The sequence below is a fragment of the Streptomyces sp. NPDC052225 genome, from assembly GCF_040679615.1.
Taxonomy (GTDB): Bacteria; Actinomycetota; Actinomycetes; order Streptomycetales; family Streptomycetaceae; genus Streptomyces.
The window spans coordinates 364208-385936 of the sequence record NZ_JBFAVD010000004.1 but is presented as its reverse complement, the minus strand read 5'-3'; the positions used below and the strand labels follow the sequence as shown (position 1 = coordinate 385936).

17 protein-coding genes are annotated in these 21729 nt (G+C 70.6%); 11 read left to right on the top strand and 6 right to left on the bottom strand.

Annotated features, from left to right (window positions below; genetic code table 11):
* Positions 1-122: 122 nt before the first annotated feature.
* From AB0L37_RS09495 to AB0L37_RS09480, 4 genes are all read right to left on the bottom strand, one after another.
* Entirely contained in the window at positions 123-1124 is a 1002-nt protein-coding gene (locus AB0L37_RS09495) for a cation diffusion facilitator family transporter (RefSeq protein ID WP_365502091.1), read from the bottom strand.
* 62 nt (positions 1125-1186) lie between these two features.
* Entirely contained in the window at positions 1187-2074 is an 888-nt protein-coding gene (locus tag AB0L37_RS09490; protein ID WP_365502089.1) for an acyl-CoA thioesterase II, read from the bottom strand.
* A gap of 57 nt (positions 2075-2131) precedes the next feature.
* Positions 2132-3289 carry an acyl-CoA dehydrogenase family protein gene (locus AB0L37_RS09485; RefSeq protein WP_365502087.1) on the bottom strand — a complete coding sequence of 386 codons (1158 nt, stop codon included), beginning with the start codon at positions 3287-3289 and terminating at the stop codon, positions 2132-2134.
* Positions 3290-3408: 119 nt separating this feature from the next.
* The gene (locus AB0L37_RS09480) at positions 3409-4008 is read right to left on the bottom strand and encodes a TetR/AcrR family transcriptional regulator (RefSeq protein WP_365502085.1); all 600 of its coding nucleotides are present in this window, start codon (positions 4006-4008) and stop codon (positions 3409-3411) included.
* A 95-nt stretch (positions 4009-4103) separates the two neighbouring features.
* Between AB0L37_RS09480 and AB0L37_RS09475 the strand changes: the two genes are divergently transcribed.
* The 10 genes from AB0L37_RS09475 (at position 4104) to AB0L37_RS09430 (ending at position 17292) form a co-directional block, all read left to right on the top strand.
* Positions 4104-5726 (top strand): carboxyl transferase domain-containing protein, encoded by a 1623-nt coding sequence (locus AB0L37_RS09475; protein WP_365502083.1) that lies wholly within the window; start codon positions 4104-4106, stop codon positions 5724-5726.
* 23 nt (positions 5727-5749) lie between these two features.
* Entirely contained in the window at positions 5750-7747 is a 1998-nt protein-coding gene (locus AB0L37_RS09470; protein WP_365502081.1) for a biotin carboxylase N-terminal domain-containing protein, read from the top strand.
* Between the two features lie 14 nt (positions 7748-7761).
* Positions 7762-8703 carry a hydroxymethylglutaryl-CoA lyase gene (locus tag AB0L37_RS09465; RefSeq protein ID WP_365502131.1) on the top strand — a complete coding sequence of 314 codons (942 nt, stop codon included), beginning with the start codon at positions 7762-7764 and terminating at the stop codon, positions 8701-8703.
* A 5-nt stretch (positions 8704-8708) separates the two neighbouring features.
* Positions 8709-9869 (top strand): acyl-CoA dehydrogenase family protein, encoded by a 1161-nt coding sequence (locus AB0L37_RS09460; RefSeq protein WP_365502079.1) that lies wholly within the window; start codon positions 8709-8711, stop codon positions 9867-9869.
* A 195-nt stretch (positions 9870-10064) separates the two neighbouring features.
* Positions 10065-11120: an ABC transporter substrate-binding protein gene (locus tag AB0L37_RS09455; protein ID WP_365502077.1), complete on the top strand. Its 1056-nt coding sequence runs from the start codon at positions 10065-10067 to the stop codon at positions 11118-11120.
* Between the two features lie 4 nt (positions 11121-11124).
* Complete coding sequence (locus AB0L37_RS09450; protein ID WP_365502075.1) at positions 11125-11994, top strand: siderophore-interacting protein; 870 nt, start codon at positions 11125-11127, stop codon at positions 11992-11994.
* 202 nt (positions 11995-12196) lie between these two features.
* Positions 12197-13693 carry a lysine decarboxylase DesA gene (gene desA, locus AB0L37_RS09445; protein WP_365502073.1) on the top strand — a complete coding sequence of 499 codons (1497 nt, stop codon included), beginning with the start codon at positions 12197-12199 and terminating at the stop codon, positions 13691-13693.
* Positions 13677-14933 (top strand): lysine N(6)-hydroxylase/L-ornithine N(5)-oxygenase family protein, encoded by a 1257-nt coding sequence (locus AB0L37_RS09440; RefSeq protein ID WP_365502071.1) that lies wholly within the window; start codon positions 13677-13679, stop codon positions 14931-14933. Before desA ends, AB0L37_RS09440 begins: the two co-directional genes overlap by 17 nt.
* Positions 14930-15490, top strand: coding sequence for a GNAT family N-acetyltransferase (locus AB0L37_RS09435; protein WP_365502069.1), 561 nt, complete (start codon positions 14930-14932; stop codon positions 15488-15490). Before AB0L37_RS09440 ends, AB0L37_RS09435 begins: the two co-directional genes overlap by 4 nt.
* A 2-nt stretch (positions 15491-15492) precedes the next feature.
* Positions 15493-17292, top strand: coding sequence for an IucA/IucC family siderophore biosynthesis protein (locus AB0L37_RS09430; protein ID WP_365502067.1), 1800 nt, complete (start codon positions 15493-15495; stop codon positions 17290-17292).
* Positions 17293-17343: 51 nt separating this feature from the next.
* Here AB0L37_RS09430 and AB0L37_RS09425 read toward each other — a convergent pair whose 3' ends face one another.
* Entirely contained in the window at positions 17344-18945 is a 1602-nt protein-coding gene (locus tag AB0L37_RS09425; RefSeq protein ID WP_365502065.1) for a beta-N-acetylhexosaminidase, read from the bottom strand.
* Positions 18946-19084: 139 nt separating this feature from the next.
* On the opposite strand from AB0L37_RS09425, the gene AB0L37_RS09420 reads away from it, so the two are divergent.
* On the top strand, positions 19085-19984 hold the full coding sequence (locus AB0L37_RS09420) for a DUF4429 domain-containing protein (protein WP_365502063.1): 900 nt from the start codon (positions 19085-19087) through the stop codon (positions 19982-19984).
* Positions 19985-20008: 24 nt separating this feature from the next.
* Here AB0L37_RS09420 and AB0L37_RS09415 read toward each other — a convergent pair whose 3' ends face one another.
* The gene (locus tag AB0L37_RS09415; RefSeq protein ID WP_365502061.1) at positions 20009-21598 is read right to left on the bottom strand and encodes a metallophosphoesterase family protein; all 1590 of its coding nucleotides are present in this window, start codon (positions 21596-21598) and stop codon (positions 20009-20011) included.
* Positions 21599-21729: the final 131 nt, after the last annotated feature.

Here is a 21729-nt window from a genome sequence, read left to right as displayed (position 1 = left end):
CGGTGGGGGCTGGTCGCGCAGTTCCCCGCGCCCCTGAAGCATGCGCTGCGCGCAGCTTCCCAGGGGCGCGGGGAACTGCGCGACCAGCCACGACGAAAGCCGCACCCGGCAACGGACACCGCTCACCAGGGGCTGAGCCCCTCCGTCCGCCGCTGCGCGAACCCCGGCGTCGGATCCAGATACACCCGCCGCACCGCAGGGAACCGCTCACGCAACCGCGCGGCCGCCTCCTCACAGGCCCACTCGATCTGCGCCGCGGTGGACGCGTCCCGGAAGTCCACCTTCGCCGCGACGAGCGCCTCGCGGGGCCCCTGCACCAGCGTCGTCAGCTCAAGGACACCCTCGACGTGCTCCCCCTCAAGGAGCAGCACCCGGATCTCGTCCCGCACCGGCTTCGGCAACGGCCGCCCGACCAGCAGCTCCGCGTTGGAGCGGCCGAGGACCCAGGCCACCCAGAGCAGCAGCAGGCCGATGAGGAGCGAGGCGATGCCGTCCCAGACGCCGGACCCGGTGAGCTGCCCGCCGAGCAGCCCGCCCGCGGCGAACACCAGACCGGCGAGGGCCGCGCTGTCCTCCATGACGACGGCCTTCACGGCGGTGTCGGACGTGTGCTTCAGATACGTACCCATGGAGGCCCGGTACCGCGCGGCCTCGCCCCGCGCCTGCTTGACGGCGGTCCGCAGCGAGAAGCCCTCCAGCAGGAACGCCACGGCCAGCACGATGTAGGAGACCAGCGGGTCGCCGAGCTCCTCGCCGGCGACCAGCGTGTGGATCCCGTCGTAGAGGGAGAAGACGGCGCCGCCGACGAACGTGGCGACCGCCGCGAGCATCGCCCACACGTACCGCTCGCCCCCGTACCCGAGCGGATGGTCCTCGTCGGCGGGCTTCTCGCTGCGCTTCAGGGCGGTGAGCAGCAGCAGTTCGGTGACGGTGTCGGCGAACGAGTGCGCGGCCTCGGAGAGCATCGCGCTGGAGCCGCTGATGACACCGGCGACCGCCTTGGCCAGTGCGATCCCCAGATTGGCCGCCGCGGCGACGACGACCGTGAAGACGCTCTCACCGCCCGCCTCGCCGTCGCCGTTCTCCTCCGTCGTCTCGCCCGCACCGCCAGCCCGTACATCCATGTACGGGACGGTATGTCCGATCGGCGCGAAACGCGAACGCCGCCCGGCCGCAGGGCGAGGGCTCAGCGCGGTACGCGGACCACGCCCTCCTGGATGACGGTGATCGCGAGCTGCCCGTCCCGCGTGTAGATCCGGGCCTGCCCGAGCCCGCGGCCACCGGCGGCGGACGGCGACTCCTGGTCGTAGAGGAGCCATTCGTCGGCGCGGAAGGGCCGGTGGAACCACATGGCGTGGTCGAGCGAGGCGCCGACGACGTCGCCGACGGCCCAGCCGCCGCGCCCGTGGGCGAGCAGCACGGAGTCGAGCAGCGTCATGTCGGAGACGTATGTGGCGAGGCAGACGTGCAGCAGGTGCTCGGCGCCGCCGGTGGATCCGTCGAGCTTGCCGTTCGTACGGAACCAGACCTGGGAGCGCGGCGGCTGCGGCTCGCCCACGGAGGCGAACGGCGGCGCGTCCACGTACCGCAGGTCGACGGCCTCGCGGGCTTCGAGGAGCCGGTCGACGACCGTGGGGTCGACGAAGGCGTCCGCGTACCGCGGCAGCATCTCGGCCGCGGTCGGCAGCGTCTCGGGGTCGGGCGCCTGCGGCATGTCGGCCTGGTGGTCGAGCCCTTCCTCGTACGTCTGGAAGGACGCCGAGAGATGGAAGATCGGCCGGCCGTGCTGGACGGCGACGACGCGGCGCGTGGTGAAGGAGCGCCCGTCACGGATCCGGTCGACGGTGTAGACGATGGGCGCGCCCGGGTCCCCGGCCACGAGGAAGTACGCGTGGAGGGAGTGGGCGAACCGGTCGGCCGGGACGGTGCGCCCGGCGGCGACCAGAGCCTGGGCCGCCACCTGTCCCCCGAAGACGCGGGGGACGACGGCGGACCGGGACTGGCCGCGGAAGATGTCCTGCTCGATCTGTTCGAGGTCGAGCAGATCGAGCAGGGACTCAAGTGCCTGTTGCATAAGGACAGTTGTATCCGGCAGCTGTTCGGCGTGGAATGCGCTGGGGTGTGCGCCGGGTTACAGACCCATGTTCTTGGCGATGATCGACTTCATGATCTCGCTGGTGCCGCCGTAGATGCGGTTGACGCGGTTGTCCGCGTACAGGCGGGCGATCGGGTACTCGTTCATGAAGCCGTAGCCGCCGTGCAGCTGGAGGCAGCGGTCGATGACGCGGTGCGCGACCTCGGTGTTGAACAGCTTCGCGGACGCGGCCTCGGCGGCCGTCAGCTCACCGGCGTCGAGGGCCTCGAGAGCGCGGTCGGCGACGGCCTCGGCGGCGTCCACCTCGGCCTGGCAGGCGGCAAGCTCGAACTTGGTGTTCTGGAAGGACGCGACCGGCTTGCCGAAGACCGTACGGTCCTGGACGTACTGCTTGGCGAACTGGACGGCGGCCTTGGCCTGCGCGTACGCGCCGTAGGCGATGCCCCAGCGCTCGGACGGCAGGTTGCTGCCGAGGTAGTAGAAGCCCTTGTTCTCCTCGCCGAGGAGGTCCTCGACGGGCACCTTGACGTCGACGAACGCCAGCTCGGCGGTGTCGGAGGTGCGCAGGCCCAGCTTGTCGAGCTTGCGGCCGATGGAGTAGCCCTCGGACTTGGTGTCGACGGCGAAGAGCGAGATGCCGAAGCGGCGGTCCTCGGCGGTCGGCGCGGCGGTGCGGGCGCAGACGATGACGCGGTCGGCGTGGACACCGCCGGTGATGAACGTCTTGGAGCCGTTGAGGACGTAGTGCGTGCCGTCCTCGGAGAGCTTCGCGGTGGTCTTCATGCCCGCGAGGTCGGAGCCGGTGCCCGGCTCGGTCATCGCGAGGGCCCACATCTCCTCACCGGAGACGAAGTTCGGCAGGTAGCGCTTCTTCTGCTCGTCGGTGGCGAGCATCTTGATGTACGGGAGCGCGAGCAGGACGTGGACGCCCGAGCCGCCGAAGGAGACGCCCGCGCGGGCGGTCTCCTCGTACTGGATGGCCTCGAACTTGTGGGTGTCCAGGCCGGCGCCGCCGAACTCCTCCGGCACGTTGATGCCGAAGAGGCCCAGCTCGGCCATCTTGGCGTACAGCTCGCGCGGCACGATGCCCTGCTGGAACCACTCGTCGTAGTGGGGGACGACCTCGGCCTCGATGAAGGCGCGCAGGGTCTCCCGGAACGCCTCGTGGTCCTCATCAAAAACGGTACGGCGCACGGAGACTCTCCCTCTACCTACGACGACTGCTGCTCTACGACTGACGCAATACGCCCACTACTAAGCGCTTGCTCAGAGGAACGTTACCGGCCAGTCACCGGAGCGTCCAGAGATACAGATCACTCTGCGGCAGCGGCGAACGCTCCGCGCGCCAACTTGTGCAGCATCTGCGCCGTCGCCGTCCGGCCGGGCAGCGAGGCGGGGCGGCTCAGGTGCGGCGTCGAGTTGAGCAGCCCGAAGACCGCGTGCACCGCCACGCGCGCGTGCGGCTCGGCGAGGTCCGGATAGACCTTCCGGACGGCCTGCACCCACAGCTCGACGTACTGGCGCTGCAACTGCCGCACCAGCTTGCGGTCGCTGTCGCGCAGCCGGTCCAGCTCGCGGTCGTGCAGCGTGATCAGGTCGCGGTCGTCGAGCGCGAAGTCGATGTGTCCCTCGATGAGCGAGTCGAGCAGCGCCTCGGGCCCGTGCTCGGCCTCGGCCACCCGGCGCTTGCCGCCGGTCAGGAGCTGGCCGCTGATGCCGACGAGCAGCTCGGCGAGCATCGCGTCCTTGCCGGCGAAGTGGCGGTAGAGCCCGGGGCCGCTGATGCCGACCGCGGCCCCTATCTCGTCGACCCCCACGCCGTGGAAACCGCGCTCGGCGAAGAGCCGGGCGGCCTCTCTGAGGATCTGCTCGCGGCGGGTGGGGGCGTCGGTTCTGGTGGCTCCTGAAGACATGGAGCAATTCTAGACAGCGAGGTTAGCGAGCGTTAACCTGGAGGAAATCTGTTAACGCTCATTAACTGATCGTGGACCGGGTGAGGGGCGGCGGGATGCAGGACGCACCGGAGCTGACGAGCGCGGCGGACCCCGCGTCGGAGGCCTGGCGGGCCAACGAGGCGGCGCACCGCGCGCTGGGCGAGGAGCTGCGCGCCAAGCTCGCGGCGGCGCGGCTCGGCGGCGGCGAGAGGGCCAGGGCGCGGCACACCGCGCGCGGCAAGCTGCTGCCCCGGGACCGGGTGGACCAACTCCTCGACCCGGGCTCCCCGTTCCTGGAGCTGGCGCCGCTGGCGGCGGACGGCCTGTACGACGGGCAGGCGCCGGCGGCCGGGGTCATCGCCGGGATCGGCCGGGTCAGCGGCCGTACGTGCGTGATCGTGGCCAATGACGCGACGGTCAAGGGCGGCACGTACTACCCCATGACCGTGAAGAAGCACCTGCGCGCCCAGGAGGTCGCGCTGGAGAACCGGCTGCCGTGCGTCTACCTGGTGGACTCCGGCGGCGCGTTCCTGCCGATGCAGGACGACGTGTTCCCGGACCGCGAGCACTTCGGGCGGATCTTCTACAACCAGGCGCGGATGTCCGGCGCGGGCATCCCGCAGATCGCGGCGGTGCTCGGCTCGTGCACGGCGGGCGGAGCGTACGTCCCGGCGATGAGCGACGAGGCCGTGATCGTCCGCAATCAGGGCACGATCTTCCTGGGCGGCCCGCCCCTGGTGAAGGCGGCCACCGGCGAGGTGGTGACGGCGGAGGAGCTGGGCGGCGGCGAGGTCCACTCGCGCGTCTCCGGCGTCACGGACCACCTGGCGGAGGACGACGCGCACGCGCTGCGCATCGTCCGCACCATCGTCTCCACGCTCCCGGAGCGCGGTCCGCTGCCGTGGGCGGTGAAGGCGGCGATCGAGCCGAAGGTGGACCCGGCGGGCCTGTACGGCGCGGTGCCGGTCGACTCGCGTACTCCGTACGACGTCCGTGAGGTCATCGCCCGCGTCGTCGACGGCTCCCGGTTCTCGGAGTTCAAGGCCGAGTTCGGGCAGACGCTCGTCACGGGCTTCGCACGGATCCACGGCCACCCGGTGGGCATCGTCGCGAACAACGGCATCCTGTTCTCCGAATCCGCCCAGAAGGGCGCCCACTTCATCGAGCTGTGCGACCAGCGCGGCATCCCGCTCCTGTTCCTCCAGAACATCTCGGGCTTCATGGTGGGCCGGGACTACGAGGCGGGCGGGATCGCCAAGCACGGCGCCAAGATGGTCACGGCGGTGGCCTGCACGCGCGTGCCCAAGCTGACCGTCGTGATCGGCGGCTCGTACGGCGCGGGCAACTACTCGATGTGCGGCCGTGCCTACAGCCCCCGCTTCCTGTGGATGTGGCCCGGAGCCAAGATCTCGGTCATGGGCGGCGAGCAGGCCGCGTCCGTCCTCGCGACCGTCAAGCGCGACCAGCTGGAGGCGCGCGGCGAGCAGTGGACCGCCGAGGACGAGGACGCCTTCAAGGCGCCGATCCGCGCCCAGTACGAGACCCAGGGCAGCGCCTACTACGCCACTGCCCGGCTCTGGGACGACGGCGTGATCGACCCGATGGAGACCCGCCAGGTCGTCGGCCTGGCCCTGACCGCCTGCGCCCACGCGCCGCTCCCGGAGAAGTCCGGCGGCTTCGGCGTCTTCCGGATGTGACGGCCATGACTGGAGTAACTGCTGTGTTCGACACGGTCCTTGTGGCCAACCGCGGTGAGATCGCCGTCCGCGTCATCCGCACGCTGCGGGCGCTCGGCATCCGCTCGGTGGCCGTCTACAGCGACGCCGACGCGGACGCGCGGCATGTGCGCGAGGCCGACGAGGCCGTACGGATCGGGCCCCCGCCGGCCGCCGAGAGCTATCTGTCCGTGGAGCGCATCCTGGAGGCCGCGGCAGCGACGGGCGCCCAGGCGGTGCACCCGGGCTACGGCTTCCTCGCGGAGAACGCGGGCTTCGCGCGGGCCTGCGAGGAGGCCGGCCTGACCTTCATCGGCCCGTCCGCCGACGCCATCGCGCTCATGGGCGACAAGATCCGCGCCAAGGAGACGGTCGGGGCGGCCGGCGTGCCGGTGGTGCCGGGCGGCCGTGACCCCGAACTGGCGGAGGCGGCGCGCGAGTTGGGCGCCCCGGTCCTCCTCAAGCCGTCCGCGGGCGGTGGCGGCAAGGGCATGCGTCTGGTGCGCGACCTGACGACGCTGGAGGAGGAGATCGCGGCCGCGCGGCGCGAGGCCCGTGCCTCCTTCGGGGACGACACGCTCCTCGTGGAGCGGTGGATCGACCGGCCCCGGCACATCGAGATCCAGGTCCTCGCGGACGCGCACGGCAACGTCGTGCACCTCGGCGAGCGCGAGTGCTCCCTCCAGCGCCGCCACCAGAAGATCATCGAGGAGGCCCCGAGCGTCCTGCTCGACGAGGCCACGCGCGCGGCGATGGGCGCGGCGGCCGTGGAGGCGGCCCGCTCGTGCGGGTACCGGGGCGCGGGCACGGTGGAGTTCATCGTGCCGGGCGAGGACCCGTCCGCGTACTGCTTCATGGAGATGAACACACGCCTCCAGGTCGAGCACCCGGTCACCGAACTCATCACCGGCATCGACCTGGTGGAGTGGCAGGTCCGGGTCGCGGCCGGCGAGCAACTCCCCTTCTCCCAGGACGACATCACGCTCACCGGACACGCGGTGGAGGCCCGGCTCTGCGCCGAGGACCCCGCGCGCGGGTTCCTCCCGTCCGGCGGCACGATCCTCGCGCTGGGCGAGCCCGACGGCGAGGGCGTGCGGGTCGACTCGGGCCTGAGCGAGGGCACCGAGGTCTCCTCCCTCTACGACCCGATGCTGGCGAAGGTCATCGCGTACGGCCCCGACCGGGCCACGGCGCTGCGCAGGCTGCGGGGCGCGCTGGCCCGGACGGTGACGCTGGGGGTGCCGACGAACGCCGGGTTCCTGCGCCGCCTCCTCGCCCATCCGGACGTCGTGGCGGGCGAGTTGGACACCGGGCTCGTGGAGCGCGTGGCGGACGACCTGGCCGACCCCGGCGTCCCGGCCGAGGTGTACGCGGCGGCGGGCCGACTGCGCCAGGAGTCCCTGGCGCCCGGGCAGGGCGGCTGGACGGACCCGTTCGCGCAGCCGACCGGCTGGCGGCTCGGCGGCGAACCGGCATGGACCGTGCACCACATGAAGGTCCCCGGCCACGACCCCGTCGAGGTCCGGGTCCGCGGCGCCGAGATCCTCGTCGACGGCGAGCCCGCCGCCCCGGCCCGCCTCACCGCGTCCGCCGCCGACTGGCTGGCCCGCGACGGCGACGCCTGGCACGTCCAGGACCACGACCCGGTGGCGGCGAGCCTGACGGGCGCGGGCGCCGGCGGCGCGGGCTCCCTGACGGCGCCGATGCCCGGCACCGTGACGGTGGTGAAGGTGTCGGTCGGCGACGAAGTCACCGAGGGCCAGAGCCTGTTGGTGGTGGAGGCGATGAAGATGGAGCACGTGATCGCGGCCCCGCACGCGGGGGTGGTGACGGAGCTGGACGTGACTCCCGGCACGACGGTGGCGATGGACCAGGTCCTGGCAGTTGTCGACCCCGCCGAAGGGAGCGCCCCGCCAGGAGCGCGGGGAACCGCGCGGCCGGCCACGACGGCGCAGCAGTCGCCCGACAACCCAGTCCCCCACGGCGAGGAGGCGCAAAAGTGACCCCGGCCCTCCCCATGACCGTCCCGGCCCAAGGCCTCCCCCCAAAGATCCGCATCCACGAGGTGGGCCCCCGCGACGGCCTCCAGAACGAGAAGACCCTCGTCCCCACGGAGGCCAAGGCCGAGTTCGTCCACCGCCTCGCCGCGGCCGGCCTCACCACCATCGAGGCCACAAGCTTCGTGCACCCCAAGTGGGTCCCCCAACTGGCGGACGCGGAGACCCTGTTCCCCCTGGTCCAGGACATCGGGGCGGGCGTCCGCCTCCCGGTCCTCGTCCCGAACGAACGCGGCCTGGACCGAGCCCTGACCCTCGGCGCGCACCGCATCGCCGTGTTCGCCAGCGCCACCGAGTCCTTCGCCAAGGCCAATCTGAACCGGACGGTGGCGGAGTCCCTCGCCATGTTCGAACCCGTCGTGTCCCGCGCCAAGGAGCACGGGGCGCACGTGCGCGGCTACCTCTCCATGTGCTTCGGCGACCCGTGGGAGGGCGCCGTCCCCGTGCACCAGGTCGTCTCGGTCGCCACGTCCCTGCTGGACATGGGCTGCGACGAGCTGAGCCTCGGCGACACGATCGGGGTCGCCACCCCCGGCCACGTACAGACCCTGCTGTCGGAGCTGAACGAGGCGGGCGTGCCGACGGACGTGATCGGCGTGCACTTCCACGACACGTACGGCCAGGCCCTCGCCAACACCCTCGCCGCGCTCCAGCACGGCGTCACCACCGTCGACGCGTCCGCCGGAGGCCTCGGCGGATGCCCGTACGCGAAGAGCGCCACCGGCAATCTCGCCACCGAAGACCTCGTCTGGATGCTCGAAGGGCTCGGCATCGAGACCGGGGTCGACCTGGGCCGTCTCACCGCCACCAGCGTGTGGATGGCCGGCATCTTGGGCCGACCCAGCCCGTCCCGCACCGTCCGCGCCCTCGCACCCGAGGCACAGCCCGACCAGGAGCAGTGACAACGATGGATCACCACCTCTCCCCCGAGCACGAGGAACTGCGGCGCACCGTCGAGGAGTTCGCGCACGAGGTCGTCGCGCCGAAGATCGGTGACTTCTACGAGCGGCACGAGTTCCCGTACGAGATCGTGCGCGAGATGGGCCGCATGGGCCTGTTCGGGCTGCCGTTCCCCGAGGAGTACGGCGGCATGGGCGGCGACTACCTGGCGCTCGGCATCGTGCTTGAGGAGCTGGCCCGGGTCGACTCGTCCGTGGCGATCACCCTGGAGGCGGGCGTCTCGCTGGGCGCCATGCCGATCCATCTGTTCGGCACCGAGGAACAGAAGCGCCAGTGGCTGCCGAAGCTGTGCAGCGGCGAGGTGCTGGGCGCGTTCGGCCTCACGGAACCGGAGGCGGGTTCGGACGCGGGCGGCACCCGCACCACGGCGGTCCGCGACGAGGCGAGCGGCGACTGGATCATCAACGGCACGAAGTGCTTCATCACCAACTCCGGTACGGACATCACGGGCCTGGTCACGGTCACGGCCGTGACGGGGCGGACCGCGGACGGCAAGCCGCTGATCTCGTCGATCATCGTGCCGTCGGGCACGCCCGGGTTCACGGTCGCGGCCCCGTACTCGAAGGTCGGGTGGAACGCGTCGGACACGCGTGAGCTCCACTTCGACGACGTACGGGTCCCCGGGGCGAACCTGCTGGGCACGGAGGGCCGCGGTTTCGCCCAGTTCCTGCGGATCCTCGACGAGGGCCGGGTCGCGATCTCGGCGCTCGCGACGGGGCTCGCGCAGGGCTGCGTCGACGAGTCGGTGAAGTACGCCAAGGAGCGGCGGACGTTCGGGCAGAGCATCGGCGGCTACCAGGCGATCCAGTTCAAGATCGCCGACATGGAGATGAAGGCGCACACCGCGCGCCTGGCGTGGCGGGACGCGGCGTCGCGGCTGGTCTCCGGTGAGCCGTTCAAGAAGGAGGCGGCGCTCGCGAAGCTGTACTCGTCGACGATCGCGGTGGACAACGCGCGGGATGCCACGCAGATCCACGGCGGCTACGGGTTCATGAACGAGTACCCCGTGGCCCGTATGTGGCGGGATTCCAAGATCCTGGAGATCGGGGAGGGCACGAGCGAGGTGCAGCGCATGCTGATCGCGAGGGAGCTGGGCCTGACGTCGTAGCCGGATCCAGCCGCTCCGGCGGCGGATCCAGCCCCTCCGGCGTTTGAGGAGCGGGGTCCGGGGCAGCGCCCCGTGCCCCGCACCAGGACTGCCCCCACCCTCTGGACAGGCCAGGAACTTAGGTTAACCTACCCTCAGTTCCAACGTCCCGGTCCGGCCGCCGCAGGCGCCTGGCATGTCCGAAAGCAGCCCTTGATGCCCAACGCCCGACTGTCCCGCCCCTCCCGCCGCGGCATCCTCGCCGCCGGCGGCGCCCTCGGCCTCGGTGTCGCACTCGCCGCGTGCGGCAGCGACGACGGTTCGAAAGACAGCGGCTCGGGCTCCACGGCGAAGGCCGACAAGTCCGGCCCCTGGTCGTTCAAGGACGACCGCGGCACGACCGTGAAGCTGGACAAGGTCCCGGCGAACATCGTCGCCTTCACCGGCGTCGGCGCCGCCCTCCACGACTACGGCGTGCAGGTCAAGGGCGTCTTCGGCCCGACCACGGTCAAGGGCGGCAAGCCCGACGTGCAGGCCGGCGACATGGACGTCTCCAAGGTCACGGTCATCGGCAACGAGTGGGGCCAGTTCAACATCGAGAAGTACGCGGGCCTCGCCCCCGACGTACTGATCACCACGATGTTCGACAACGCCGGCACCCTCTGGTACGTCCCCGAGGAGTCCGCGAAGAAGATCGCGAAGCTCGCCCCGAGCGTCGGGATCTCCGTGTACGACCGCCAGTTGACCCAGCCGCTGGAGCGCATGTACGCGCTGGCCGAGTCGCTCGGCGCCGACATGAAGGCCGACAAGGTCGTCGCGGCGAAGAAGCGCTTCGAGACCGCCGCCGCCCGGCTGCGCAAGGCCGCCAAGGCCAACCCGGACATCAAGGTCATGGCCGGTTCCGCGAGCGCCGACATCTTCTACGTGTCCGGCACGGACCTCTCCATCGACCTGGAGTACTTCAAGGCGCTCGGCGTGAACTTCGTGGAGCCGACGGCGGCCGCGAAGAAGGCGTCCGGCGGCTGGTTCGAGAACCTGAGCTGGGAGAACGTCGACAAGCACAAGGCCGACATCATCATGATGGACGACCGTGCGCAGGCCCTCCAGCCGGACGCCCTCAAGGGCGAGAAGCCGACCTGGGACAAGCTGCCCGCCGTCAAGGCCGGCCAGGTCATCCCCCGCTCCCCCGAGCCGATCCTGTCCTACGACAAGTGCGCCCCGCTCCTGGAGAACCTCGCCAAGGCGATCGAGACCGCGAAGAAGGTGTCGTAACCCCATGACCGTGACGGCCGAAGCCCCCGCTGTAGCCCCTTTCCGATTCTTCGATCTGCAAGTGGACCGCAAGCGGCGGCTCGGCCCGTCGCTGCTCCGGGTCACCTTCACCGGCCCCGAACTCGCCGACTTCCACAGCGGCGGCCGGGACCAGTCCCTCTCCCTCTTCCTGCCGCACCCCGGCCAGGACGCCCCCGTGCTCCCGGTCCCCGAGCCCGGCGACGACGGCCGTGCCTGGCACGCGGCGTACCGGGCGATCCCGGACGACGAGCGCGCCATCATGCGCTCGTACACCCTCAGCGGCCAGCGCAGGCATCCCGCGCAGGAGGTCGACATCGACTTCGTGCTGCACAACGACGATCCGGCCGCGGCCGGTCCCGCCTGCCGCTGGGCGGAGGCCGCGCGGCCCGGCGACAAGGTCGTCGTGCTCGGCCCGGCGGTCAGCGACAACACCGCCGTGCGCTGCCGCCCGCAGGACGACTTCGACCACATCCTGATGTGGGGCGACGAGACGGCGCTGCCCGCCGCCCTCGGCGTTCTCGCCTGGCTGCCCGCGCACGTGTCCGCGCACGTGTGGCTGGAGGTCCCGCACCGCGCGGACATCCAGCCGATCCTCACCGCCGCCCGGCTCACCGTGCACTGGCTGGTCCGCGACGAGAACGCGCCGAGCGCGCTCGACGCCGTCCGCGCGGCCCGACTCCCCGACACAGCAAGCCCGTACGCCTGGCTCGCGGGCGAGTCCGGGACGATGAGGGAGCTGCGCCGCCATCTCGTGCGCGAGCGCGGGTACGACAAGCGGGCGGTGACGTTCGTCGGGTACTGGAAGCGCGGGCTGAGCGAGGACGCGCTGCGCGAGCAGCCGGCCGACGCGTAACTCCCGCGCCAACTCCCTTACCACTCCGGCACTTTTACGCCACATCCGCGCAATCCGGTCACAGAACAGGGGCGGGGTCGCAAGCTCAACTTAGGTTAGGCTAACCTAAGTCAAGAGGTTGCGACCCCGCCCCTTTTCGCGGCCTCGGACCCTTTCCTGCCCCACCCGGGAACACCCGCATCCCCACCCGGAGGAACCGTTCATGCGCCCGCCCGTCTCCCACCACCACCCTCAGCCGAGGCCCTGCGGGCCGCACCTCCGATCCCACCTGCTCAATGACACGACCGCGGAGCTCTACCGCAGTTCCGTGACCGAGGGCGTCGAGCGGGTGGCGGCCAAACTCGCCACCACGACACGGCCGTTCACGGGCGTCACCCCGGACGCCCTCGCCCCCACCATCGACGCCGTCGACCTCGACAAGCCGCTGCACGACACGATCGCCGTGCTCGACGAGCTGGAGGACGTCTACCTCCGGGACGCCGTCTACTTCCACCACCCCCGCTACCTCGCCCACCTCAACTGCCCGGTCGTCATCCCGGCCGTCCTCGGCGAGGCGATCCTCTCCGCGGTCAACTCCTCGCTCGACACCTGGGACCAGTCGGCGGGCGGCACCCTCATCGAGCGCAAGCTCATCGACTGGACCGCGGGCCGGATCGGCCTCGGCCCGGCCGCCGACGGCGTGTTCACCTCCGGCGGCTCGCAGTCCAACCTCCAGGCACTGCTCCTCGCCCGTCAGGAGGCCAAGACCGAGGACCTCGCGAAACTGCGCATCTTCGCCTCCGAGGCCAGCCACTTCAGCGTGAAGAAGTCCGCGACGCTGCTCGGCCTCGACGCGCGGGCCGTCGTCTCCGTCCCGGTCGACAAGGACAAGCGCATGCAGACCCTGGCCCTGGCCACGGAGTTGGAGCGCTGCCGACGCGACGGCCTCGTCCCCATGGCCGTCGTCGCCACCGCGGGCACCACCGACTTCGGCTCCATCGACCCGCTGCCGGAGATCGCCGAGCTGTGCGGCCAGTACGGGACGTGGATGCACGTCGACGCGGCGTACGGCTGCGGACTGCTCGTCTCGCCCAGGCACCGCGACCGGATCGACGGCATCGAGCGTGCCGACTCCGTCACCGTCGACTACCACAAGTCCTTCTTCCAGCCGGTGAGTTCGAGCGCCGTCCTGGTCAGGGACGGGGCGACGCTGCGGCACGCCACGTACCACGCGGAGTACCTCAACCCCCGCCGTACGGTCGCCGAGCGCATCCCCAACCAGGTCGACAAGTCCCTCCAGACCACGCGCCGCTTCGACGCCCTCAAGCTGTGGATGACGCTGCGCGTGATGGGCGCCGACGGCATCGGCGGCCTCTTCGACGAGGTCTGCGAACTGGCCCGCCAGGGCTGGGAGCTGCTCGCCGCCGACCCGCGCTTCGACGTGGTCGTCGAGCCGCGCCTGTCCACCCTCGTCTACCGCTACATCCCGGCCGAGATCACCGACCCGGCCGAGATCGACCGCGCCAACCTCCATGCCCGCAAGGCCCTGTTCGCCTCCGGTGACGCGGTCGTCGCGGGCACCAAGGTGGGCGACCGCCAGTACCTGAAGTTCACCCTGCTCAACCCCGAGACGACCCTCGCCGACATCTCGGCCGTCCTCGACCTCATCGCCGGCCACGCCGAGCAGTACCTGGGAGACACCCTTGACCGCGCCAGTTGATTTCATCGGTATCGGGCTCGGCCCCTTCAACCTCGGCCTCGCCTGCCTCACCGAACCGATTGCCGAACTGAACGGCGTCTTCCTGGAGTCGAAGCCCGACTTCGAATGGCACTCCGGCATGTTCCTGGAGGGAGCACACCTCCAGACCCCGTTCATGTCGGACCTCGTCACCCTCGCCGACCCCACCTCCCCCTACTCCTTCCTCAACTACCTGAAGGAATCGGGGCGGTTGTACGCGTTCTACATCCGCGAGAACTTCTATCCGCTGCGCGTCGAGTACAACGACTACTGCCGCTGGGCCGCCGCGAAACTCTCCTCGATCCGGTTCAGCACGACGGTCACGCAGGTGACGTACGAGGACGAGCTGTACGTCGTCACCACCGAGAGCGGCGAGACGTACCGGGCCCGCCATCTCGTCCTCGGCACCGGCACCCCGCCGCACATCCCCGAGGCCGTCCAGGGCCTCGGCGGCGACGCGATCCACAACTCCCGTTACGTGCAGCACAAGCAGGAACTCCAGCAGAAGGAGTCGATCACGCTGGTCGGCAGCGGGCAGTCCGCCGCCGAGATCTACTACGACCTGCTCAGCGAGATCGACGTCCACGGCTACCGGCTGAACTGGGTCACGCGCTCACCGCGCTTCTTCCCCCTCGAATACACCAAGCTGACCCTGGAGATGACGTCCCCGGACTACATCGACTACTTCCACGCGCTGCCCGAGGCCACCCGCTACTCCCTGGAGGAGAAGCAGAAGGGCCTGTTCAAGGGGATCGACGGCGAGCTGATCGACGCGATCTTCGACCTGCTCTACCAGAAGGGTCTCGCCGGGCCCGTCCCCACCCGCCTGCTCACCAACTCGGCCCTGCGCGGTGCCAGTTACGAGAACGGCACGTACACCCTCGGCCTCCACCAGGAGGAGCAGGACAAGGCGTACGAGATCCAGACCGAGGGCCTGATCCTGGCCACGGGCTACAAGTACGCGACGCCCGCCTTCCTGGAGCCCGTCAAGGACCGCATCCGGCTCGACGCCCGGGGCCGCTTCGACGTCGCCCGCAACTACGCGATCGACACGACCGGGCGGGGCATCTTCCTGCAGAACGCGGGCGTGCACACCCACTCGATCACCAGCCCCGACCTGGGCATGGGCGCCTACCGCAACAGTTACATCATCGGCGAGCTGCTCGGCACCGAGTACTACCCCGTCGAGAAGACCATCGCGTTTCAGGAGTTCGCCGTATGAGCACCAGCACCGCCTTCGACATACGCACCCTCGACCCGCTCAAGGACGCCGAGCTCGTGCACGGCTGGGTCACGCACCCCAAGGCGTCGTTCTGGCTCATGGGCGACGCCGCGCTCCAGGACGTGGAGCGGGAGTACATGGCGATCGCCGCGGCCGAGCACCACGACGCCTTCATCGGCGAGCGCGACGGCGTGCCCGTCTTCCTGATGGAGCGCTACGACCCGGCCCACGTCGAACTCGTCGGCCTGTACGACCCCGAGCCGGGCGACATCGGCATGCACTTCCTCGTCGCCCCGACCGACACCCCCGAGCACGGCTTCACCCGCGCCGTGATCACCGCCGTCATGGCACACCTCTTCGCCGACCCGGCGGTGGAGCGGGTCGTCGTCGAGCCCGACGTGCGCAACACGGCGGTGCACGCCCTGAACGCGGCCGTCGGCTTCGTGCCCGACCGGGAGATCGCCAAGCCCGAGAAGACGGCACTGCTGAGCTTCTGCACGCGCAAGCAGTTCGAGGCGGCCACAGGATCCGAGACGGCCACGGGAAGGGACGCCTGAGCATGACCATCGCATCCCCTCTCGCCGACACCGTCTCCCACCTGTCCCCCGAGCGCTGGGCCGAGGCCAACCGGCTCCTGATCCGCAAGGCGCTCGCCGAGTTCAGCCACGAGCGTCTCCTCACCCCCGAGCCGACCGAAGGAACGGACCGCTACGTCGTCCGCAGCGACGACGGTCTGACCCGCTACCGCTTCACGGCGCGCCGGCTGCGCCTGGACCACTGGCAGGTGGACCCGGGCACCCTCACCCGGCACCGCGACGGCGCCGAACTCCCCCTGAACGCGCAGCAGTTCTTCATCGAGATGAAGGAGTCGCTCGGCCTGTCCGACGCGATCCTGCCCGTCTACCTGGAGGAGATCTCCTCCACGCTGTCCGGCACCTGCTTCAAGCTGACGAAGCCCGACGTCCCCGCGCGCGAACTGGCCGCCTCCGGGTCCTTCCAGGACATCGAGACCGGCATGACCGAGGGCCACCCCTGCTTCGTCGCGAACAACGGCCGGCTCGGCTTCGGCATCCACGAGTACCTGTCGTACGCGCCGGAGACCGCGAGCCCCGTACGCCTGGTCTGGCTGGCGGCGACCCGCGAGCGGGCGGCGTTCACCTGCGGCGTCGGCCTGGACTACGAGTCGTTCCTCCGCGAGGAACTGGGCGACGCGACGATCGCCCGCTTCCGCGCGACGCTGCGCGACCAGGGCCTCGACCCGGCCGACTACCTGTTCATCCCGGTCCACCCGTGGCAGTGGTGGAACAAGCTCTCCGTCACGTTCGCCGCCGAGGTCGCCCAGCAACACCTCGTCTGCCTGGGCGAGGGCGACGACGAGTACCTGGCGCAGCAGTCGATCCGTACGTTCTTCAACACGACGTCCCCGTCGAAGCACTACGTGAAGACGGCGCTGTCGGTCGTCAACATGGGCTTCATGCGCGGCCTCTCGGCGGCGTACATGGAGGCGACCCCGGCCATCAACGACTGGCTCGCCGGGCTCATCGAGAACGACGAGGTGCTGAAGGGGACCGGCCTCACGATCATCCGCGAGTGCGCGGCCGTCGGCTATCGCCACCTGGAGTACGAGGCCGCCACCGACCGCTACTCGCCGTACCGCAAGATGCTCGCGGCGCTGTGGCGCGAGTCGCCGGTGCCGTCCCTCGCGCCGGGCGAGCGCCTGGCGACGATGGCGTCGCTGCTGCACGTCGACCGCGAGGGCCGGTCCTTCGCGGGCGCGCTGATCGAACGCTCGGGGCTGACCCCGGCCGCGTGGCTGAAGCCGTACCTCAAGGCCTACCTGACGCCGCTCCTGCACAGCTTCTACGCCTACGACCTGGTGTTCATGCCGCACGGCGAGAACGTCATCCTGGTCCTGGACGAACGCGGTGTCGTCACCCGGGCGATCTTCAAGGACATCGCCGAGGAGATCGCGGTGATGGACACGGACGCGGTCCTGCCGCCGAAGGTCGACCGGATCCGCGCGGACGTCCCGGACGACATGAAGCTCCTGTCGATCTTCACGGACGTCTTCGACTGCTTCTTCCGCTTCCTCGCGGCGAACCTGGTCGAGGACGGTGTCCTGGACGAGGCCACGTTCTGGGACGCGGTCGCCCAGTGCGTGCGCGACTACCAGAACTCGGCGCCCCAACTGGCCGACAAGTTCGCCCAGTTCGACATGTTCGCGCCGAGCTTCGCGCTGTCGGCCCTGAACCGGCTCCAGCTGCGCAACAACCAGCAGATGGTCGACCTGTCGGACCCGTCGGGCGCGCTCCAGCTGGTCGGCGATCTGGAGAACCCGATCGCCTGGCGTTCACCCTGAGCCGGAGAGGGCTCGCCCGGGAGACGGTCCTCCCGGGCGGGCCTTCTTCACCTAGCGGCTGCCCCAAGGGACTTGCGGCGACCGGTAGTACTGCATCCCGAGCGCGTCCCAGCGCGGCGCCTGAGCAGCGAGCCGCACCTTATAGGTGCCCCAGTCGTGCGTGGCCGCGGGCGACCACCCCAGCTCGGCGACCCCGGGAAGCCGCGGGAACGCCATGTACTCGATCTGCGGCGAGGTCGACAGGGTCTCCGACCACAGCGGCGCCTCGACCCCACGGATCGCCGAACCCGGGGCACCCGGCAGGTAGTTGCCGGGGTCCCAGTCGTAGGACCGCTGGACCTCGACGTACCCGGCCCAGGCAAGCCCGAGCGGCGTGTCCTTGGTGTACTTCATGTCCAGGTACGTACGGTCGGCCGGTGACAGGACGATCCCGGTCCCGTTCCGCGCGGCCGCGGCGACCCGCGCCTTCTCCGCGGCGCTGGTCCCGTCGAGCCCCCAGTACTGCGCGAGGGCACCCTTCGCCGGCGTCGCCTCGGTCAGCTGATGCCAACCCACCACGGTCTTGCCGTACTTGGCGACGATCGGCTGCACCTTGTTCATGAAGGTCACGTAGTCCTCGTGGCTGGTGGAGTGCGCCTCGTCACCGCCGATGTGCAGATACTTGCCCGGCGTGATCGCGGCGATCTCGCGCACCACGTCGTCCACGAAGTCGTACGTGACGGGCTTGTTCACGCACAGCGAGCTGAAGCCGACGTCGGTGCCGGTGTAGAGCGGGGGCGCGACGCCGTCGCAGTTCAGCTCCGCGTACGAGGCGAGCGCCGCGTTCGTGTGGCTCGGCATGTCGATCTCGGGCACGACCTCCAGATAGCGCGAGGCGGCGTACCGGACGAGGTCCTTGTACTGGTCCTTCGTGTAGTAGCCGCCCGCACCGCCGCCGACCTGTGTGGAGCCGCCGTACGTGGCCAGGCGCGGCCAGGAGTCGATCGCGATCCGCCAGCCCTGGTCGTCGCTCAGGTGCAGATGCAGTTTGTTGATCTTGTAGAGCGCCAACTGGTCGATGTAGCGCTTGACTTGGTCGACGGTGAAGAAGTGCCGGGACACGTCGAGCATGGCGCTGCGGTAGCCGTAGCGCGGGCTGTCCTCGACGGTGCCGCCCGCGACGAGCCACGGCCCCGGCTGCCTGCTGTCGCTCTCGACGGCGGCCGGAAGCTGCTGGCGCAGCGTCTGCACACCGTGGAAGAGGCCGGCGGGCGCGTGCGCGACGATGGTGACGGACCGCCCGGTGCTGGTCAGCCGGTAGCCCTCACCCCCGAGTGCCGTGTCCTTCTTGCTGAGTTCGAGGCGGATCCCGTCGCCGGCGTCGTCGTCCGTGACGGGCAGCCGATAGCCGGTGGACGGCCGCAGCACCCCGGCGAGATATCCGCCGATGCGCCGCGCCTCGCGCGATCCGTCGTCGACCCGGATCCGGGTCTTCGCCGTGATCTCGTACGAGGATCCGCCCGCGGTCACCTCGGCGGGCGCGGGCACGATCTGCCCGAGCGGTGTGGCGGTGGCGGCGGCCGGGGCGGGCGCGGCCCCGAGAGCGCCCGCGCCGGCGGCGGCGACGAGCAGCAGGCTGCCGAGCAGCCGGGTCGGTCTCTGGCGCTTCCTCACAGAACGGTCCCTTCGACGGCGGTCGTTGGCGGGTTCCTTGTGCGGTTGAGCAACCGATCGGTCACCATGCGTACCGCTCACCTCTCGACCGGTCAAGGTGTAGACCACTTCCCGCGGGGCCTGATGCCAGAATTGCCGCATGGCGGAAATCATCCAGCGCGACGGCACGTGGACGTTCGACGGCGAGACCCTGCGGCTGGTCCCGGGCCGCGACAAGGGCGTCAGCCTGCTGCGCAGGGAACTGGGTGAACTGGTCGTGCCGCTGGGCGCGTTGGCGGGCATCTCGTTCGAGCAGGGCAAGAAGTCGGGCCGGCTGCGGCTGCGGCTGCGCGAGGGCGCGGACCCGCTGCTCCAGGCGACCGGCGGCAAGCTGGCCGAGGGCACGGACCCGTACCAGCTCACCGTCGAGTCGGACCGCTACGGCGTCGCGGAGTACTTCGTCGACGAGGTCCGCAACGCCCACCTGCTGGAGCGGATACCGGCGACGCCCTGCACCTCCTACGCCCTGCCGGGCCCGCCCGTCCCGCTGTCGGTCTCCGCCGGGGACGGCACGGCGAGCTTCGACGGGGAGCAGGTCCGCCTGGAGTGGAACTGGAAGACGGAGGACGCCAAGGCCTCGTCGGGCACCCGCCTGATCGCCCTCGCCGACATCACGGCGGTGGAGTGGCAGCCGGCCCTGGGCCTGGAGAACGGCTGCCTGCGCTTCGTCGTGCGCTCCTCCCCCACCAAGGCCCCGCCGAAGTACGACCCGAACTCGGTCGAGCTGTGGGGCTTCAAGAAGGACCCGCTGATGGCGCTGGTCGCGGCGGCGGTCCAGGCCCGCCTGCCGCACCCCGCGGCCCAGTCGGCCCAGTCGGCCCCGAAGGAGCTCACCCCGCCCGCAGCTCCCCCGCAGGCCGCCCCGGCGGCGCCGGCCGCCGAGGACGACCACGACGCGCTCCTGCGCCGCCTGCGCGAACTGGGCGAGCTGCACCGCTCGGGGGTTTTGACGGACGAGGAGTTCACGGCCGCCAAACAGTCTGTCCTGAAACGGATGTGACGTTGCGTCATACTCGCCGGTGGCTCAGCGCCTGACCTTCCGCGCCACCACGAACCGGTCGATCTCCTCCCCGGTCTCCGCGAGCCCGCGCACCGTCAGCGTCGCCGTGCGCCCCACCGGCGCCGGCTCGACGTCCACCCGCAGGAACGAGTAGTCGGTGTACCGCACCCGCGACCAGTCGACGGTCACCGCCCGGTGGCTGCCGTCGGCCTGGACGACGTACGACGGGAACGGGTCGATCTCCTTCTCGTGCCCCTCGTACGTGTCCGCGACGGGGAACGCGTACAGGCTCTTGCCCGCCGCGCCCGCGGTGACGTAGACGACGCCGTCGGTCTCCGGGTAGGCGGTGCCGCCGATCGGCAGCTCCTTGGCGACCTTGTCGCCCTTGAGGACGTCGGAGCGCTCGTAGACGTGGTTGTGCCCGTTGATGACGAGGTCGACGGTGTACTTCTCGAACAGCGGCACCCACTCCCCCCGCACCCCGCCCTCGGAGGCGTGCGCGGTCGCGGTGCAGTACGCGCAGTGGTGGAAGAAGACGACGACGAAGTCGATCCCGGACCCGGCGGCCCGGAACTTCTTCAACTGCCCCTCGAACCAGGTGGTCTGGGTGCCGCCGGAGATCCCCAGGTTGGCCGGGATCTCGTACGAGACGTCGTTGGCGTCGAGCGAGATGACCGCGGTGTTGCCGTGCACGAAGGAGTAGACGCCCGGCAGGTTCTTCGGGTCGGGCCCGTTGGCGGGCGGCGCGAAGCGGGCCTCCTGGCTGCCGTAGCCGTTCGGCGAGTACCAGGCCTCCATGTCGTGGTTGCCGTAACTGACCATCCACGGAACGGACTTGGCGACTGACTCGGTCTGCGCGAGGAACTGGTCCCAGATGCGCGAGTCGAAGGTGTCCGTGGTCTTCCCCTGCCCGGACGGGTCCGCGTACGCGATGTCACCGGCGTGCAGGTGGAAGGCGGGGCCCTGGGCGAGGATCAGGCTGTCGTTGGCGAGCGCGTGGTAGCTGACGCCCTGGTCGCCGAAGGCGGTGAAGGTGAAGCGCTGCGCGCGGGACGGCGCGGTGGTGAAGGTGCCGATGGTGCCCGCGAACCTCGGCGACGCCGGGTCGAAGCCCTGGTGGCCGACGCCGTAGTAGTACGTCCTGCCGGGCTTGAGGTGGGTCAGCTTGGCGTGCACGTAGTACTGGGTGTGGTCGGCGCTCGTTCCGACGCCGGCCGGGGTGTACAGGGCGCGGATCTCCGCCGGGATCTTCCGCGACAGGTCGCCGGCGTGCGCGCCGATCCGGATGAACGGGTTCTTCACGGCGACCGGCACCTGCCAGGACACGGTCATCCCGGTGCGCGCGTCGTCGCCGTACGAGAGGTGCCGGCCGAAGGGTGCGACCAGCGCGCCGTCGACGTGCTCGGCGGCCGCGTTGCTCACCGTCGGCGAGGCGGCGGGCGCGGCGGCCTGCGCGGCGCCGGGCACGAAGACGCCGCCCGCGACCGCGCCGAGGGTGACGGCGCCGCCGCGCACCAGGGTGCGGCGGGAGAACGTGCTGCGCAGGTACTCGTGCTGCTCGGCCAGGCTTCGGCCGGCCAGGGCGTCGGGTACGCCCATGCGTGGGATGTCCATGGCCGGAAAGGTGCTTGGGGCATCCATCCGGCCCGGATACACCGGGTGAACAGGGCTCGAACAAGCGGCATGGCCCGTTCCAAGCCCGGTCCACCTCCGCCCCGACGGCCCCGGACTCTGTCACGACCCTG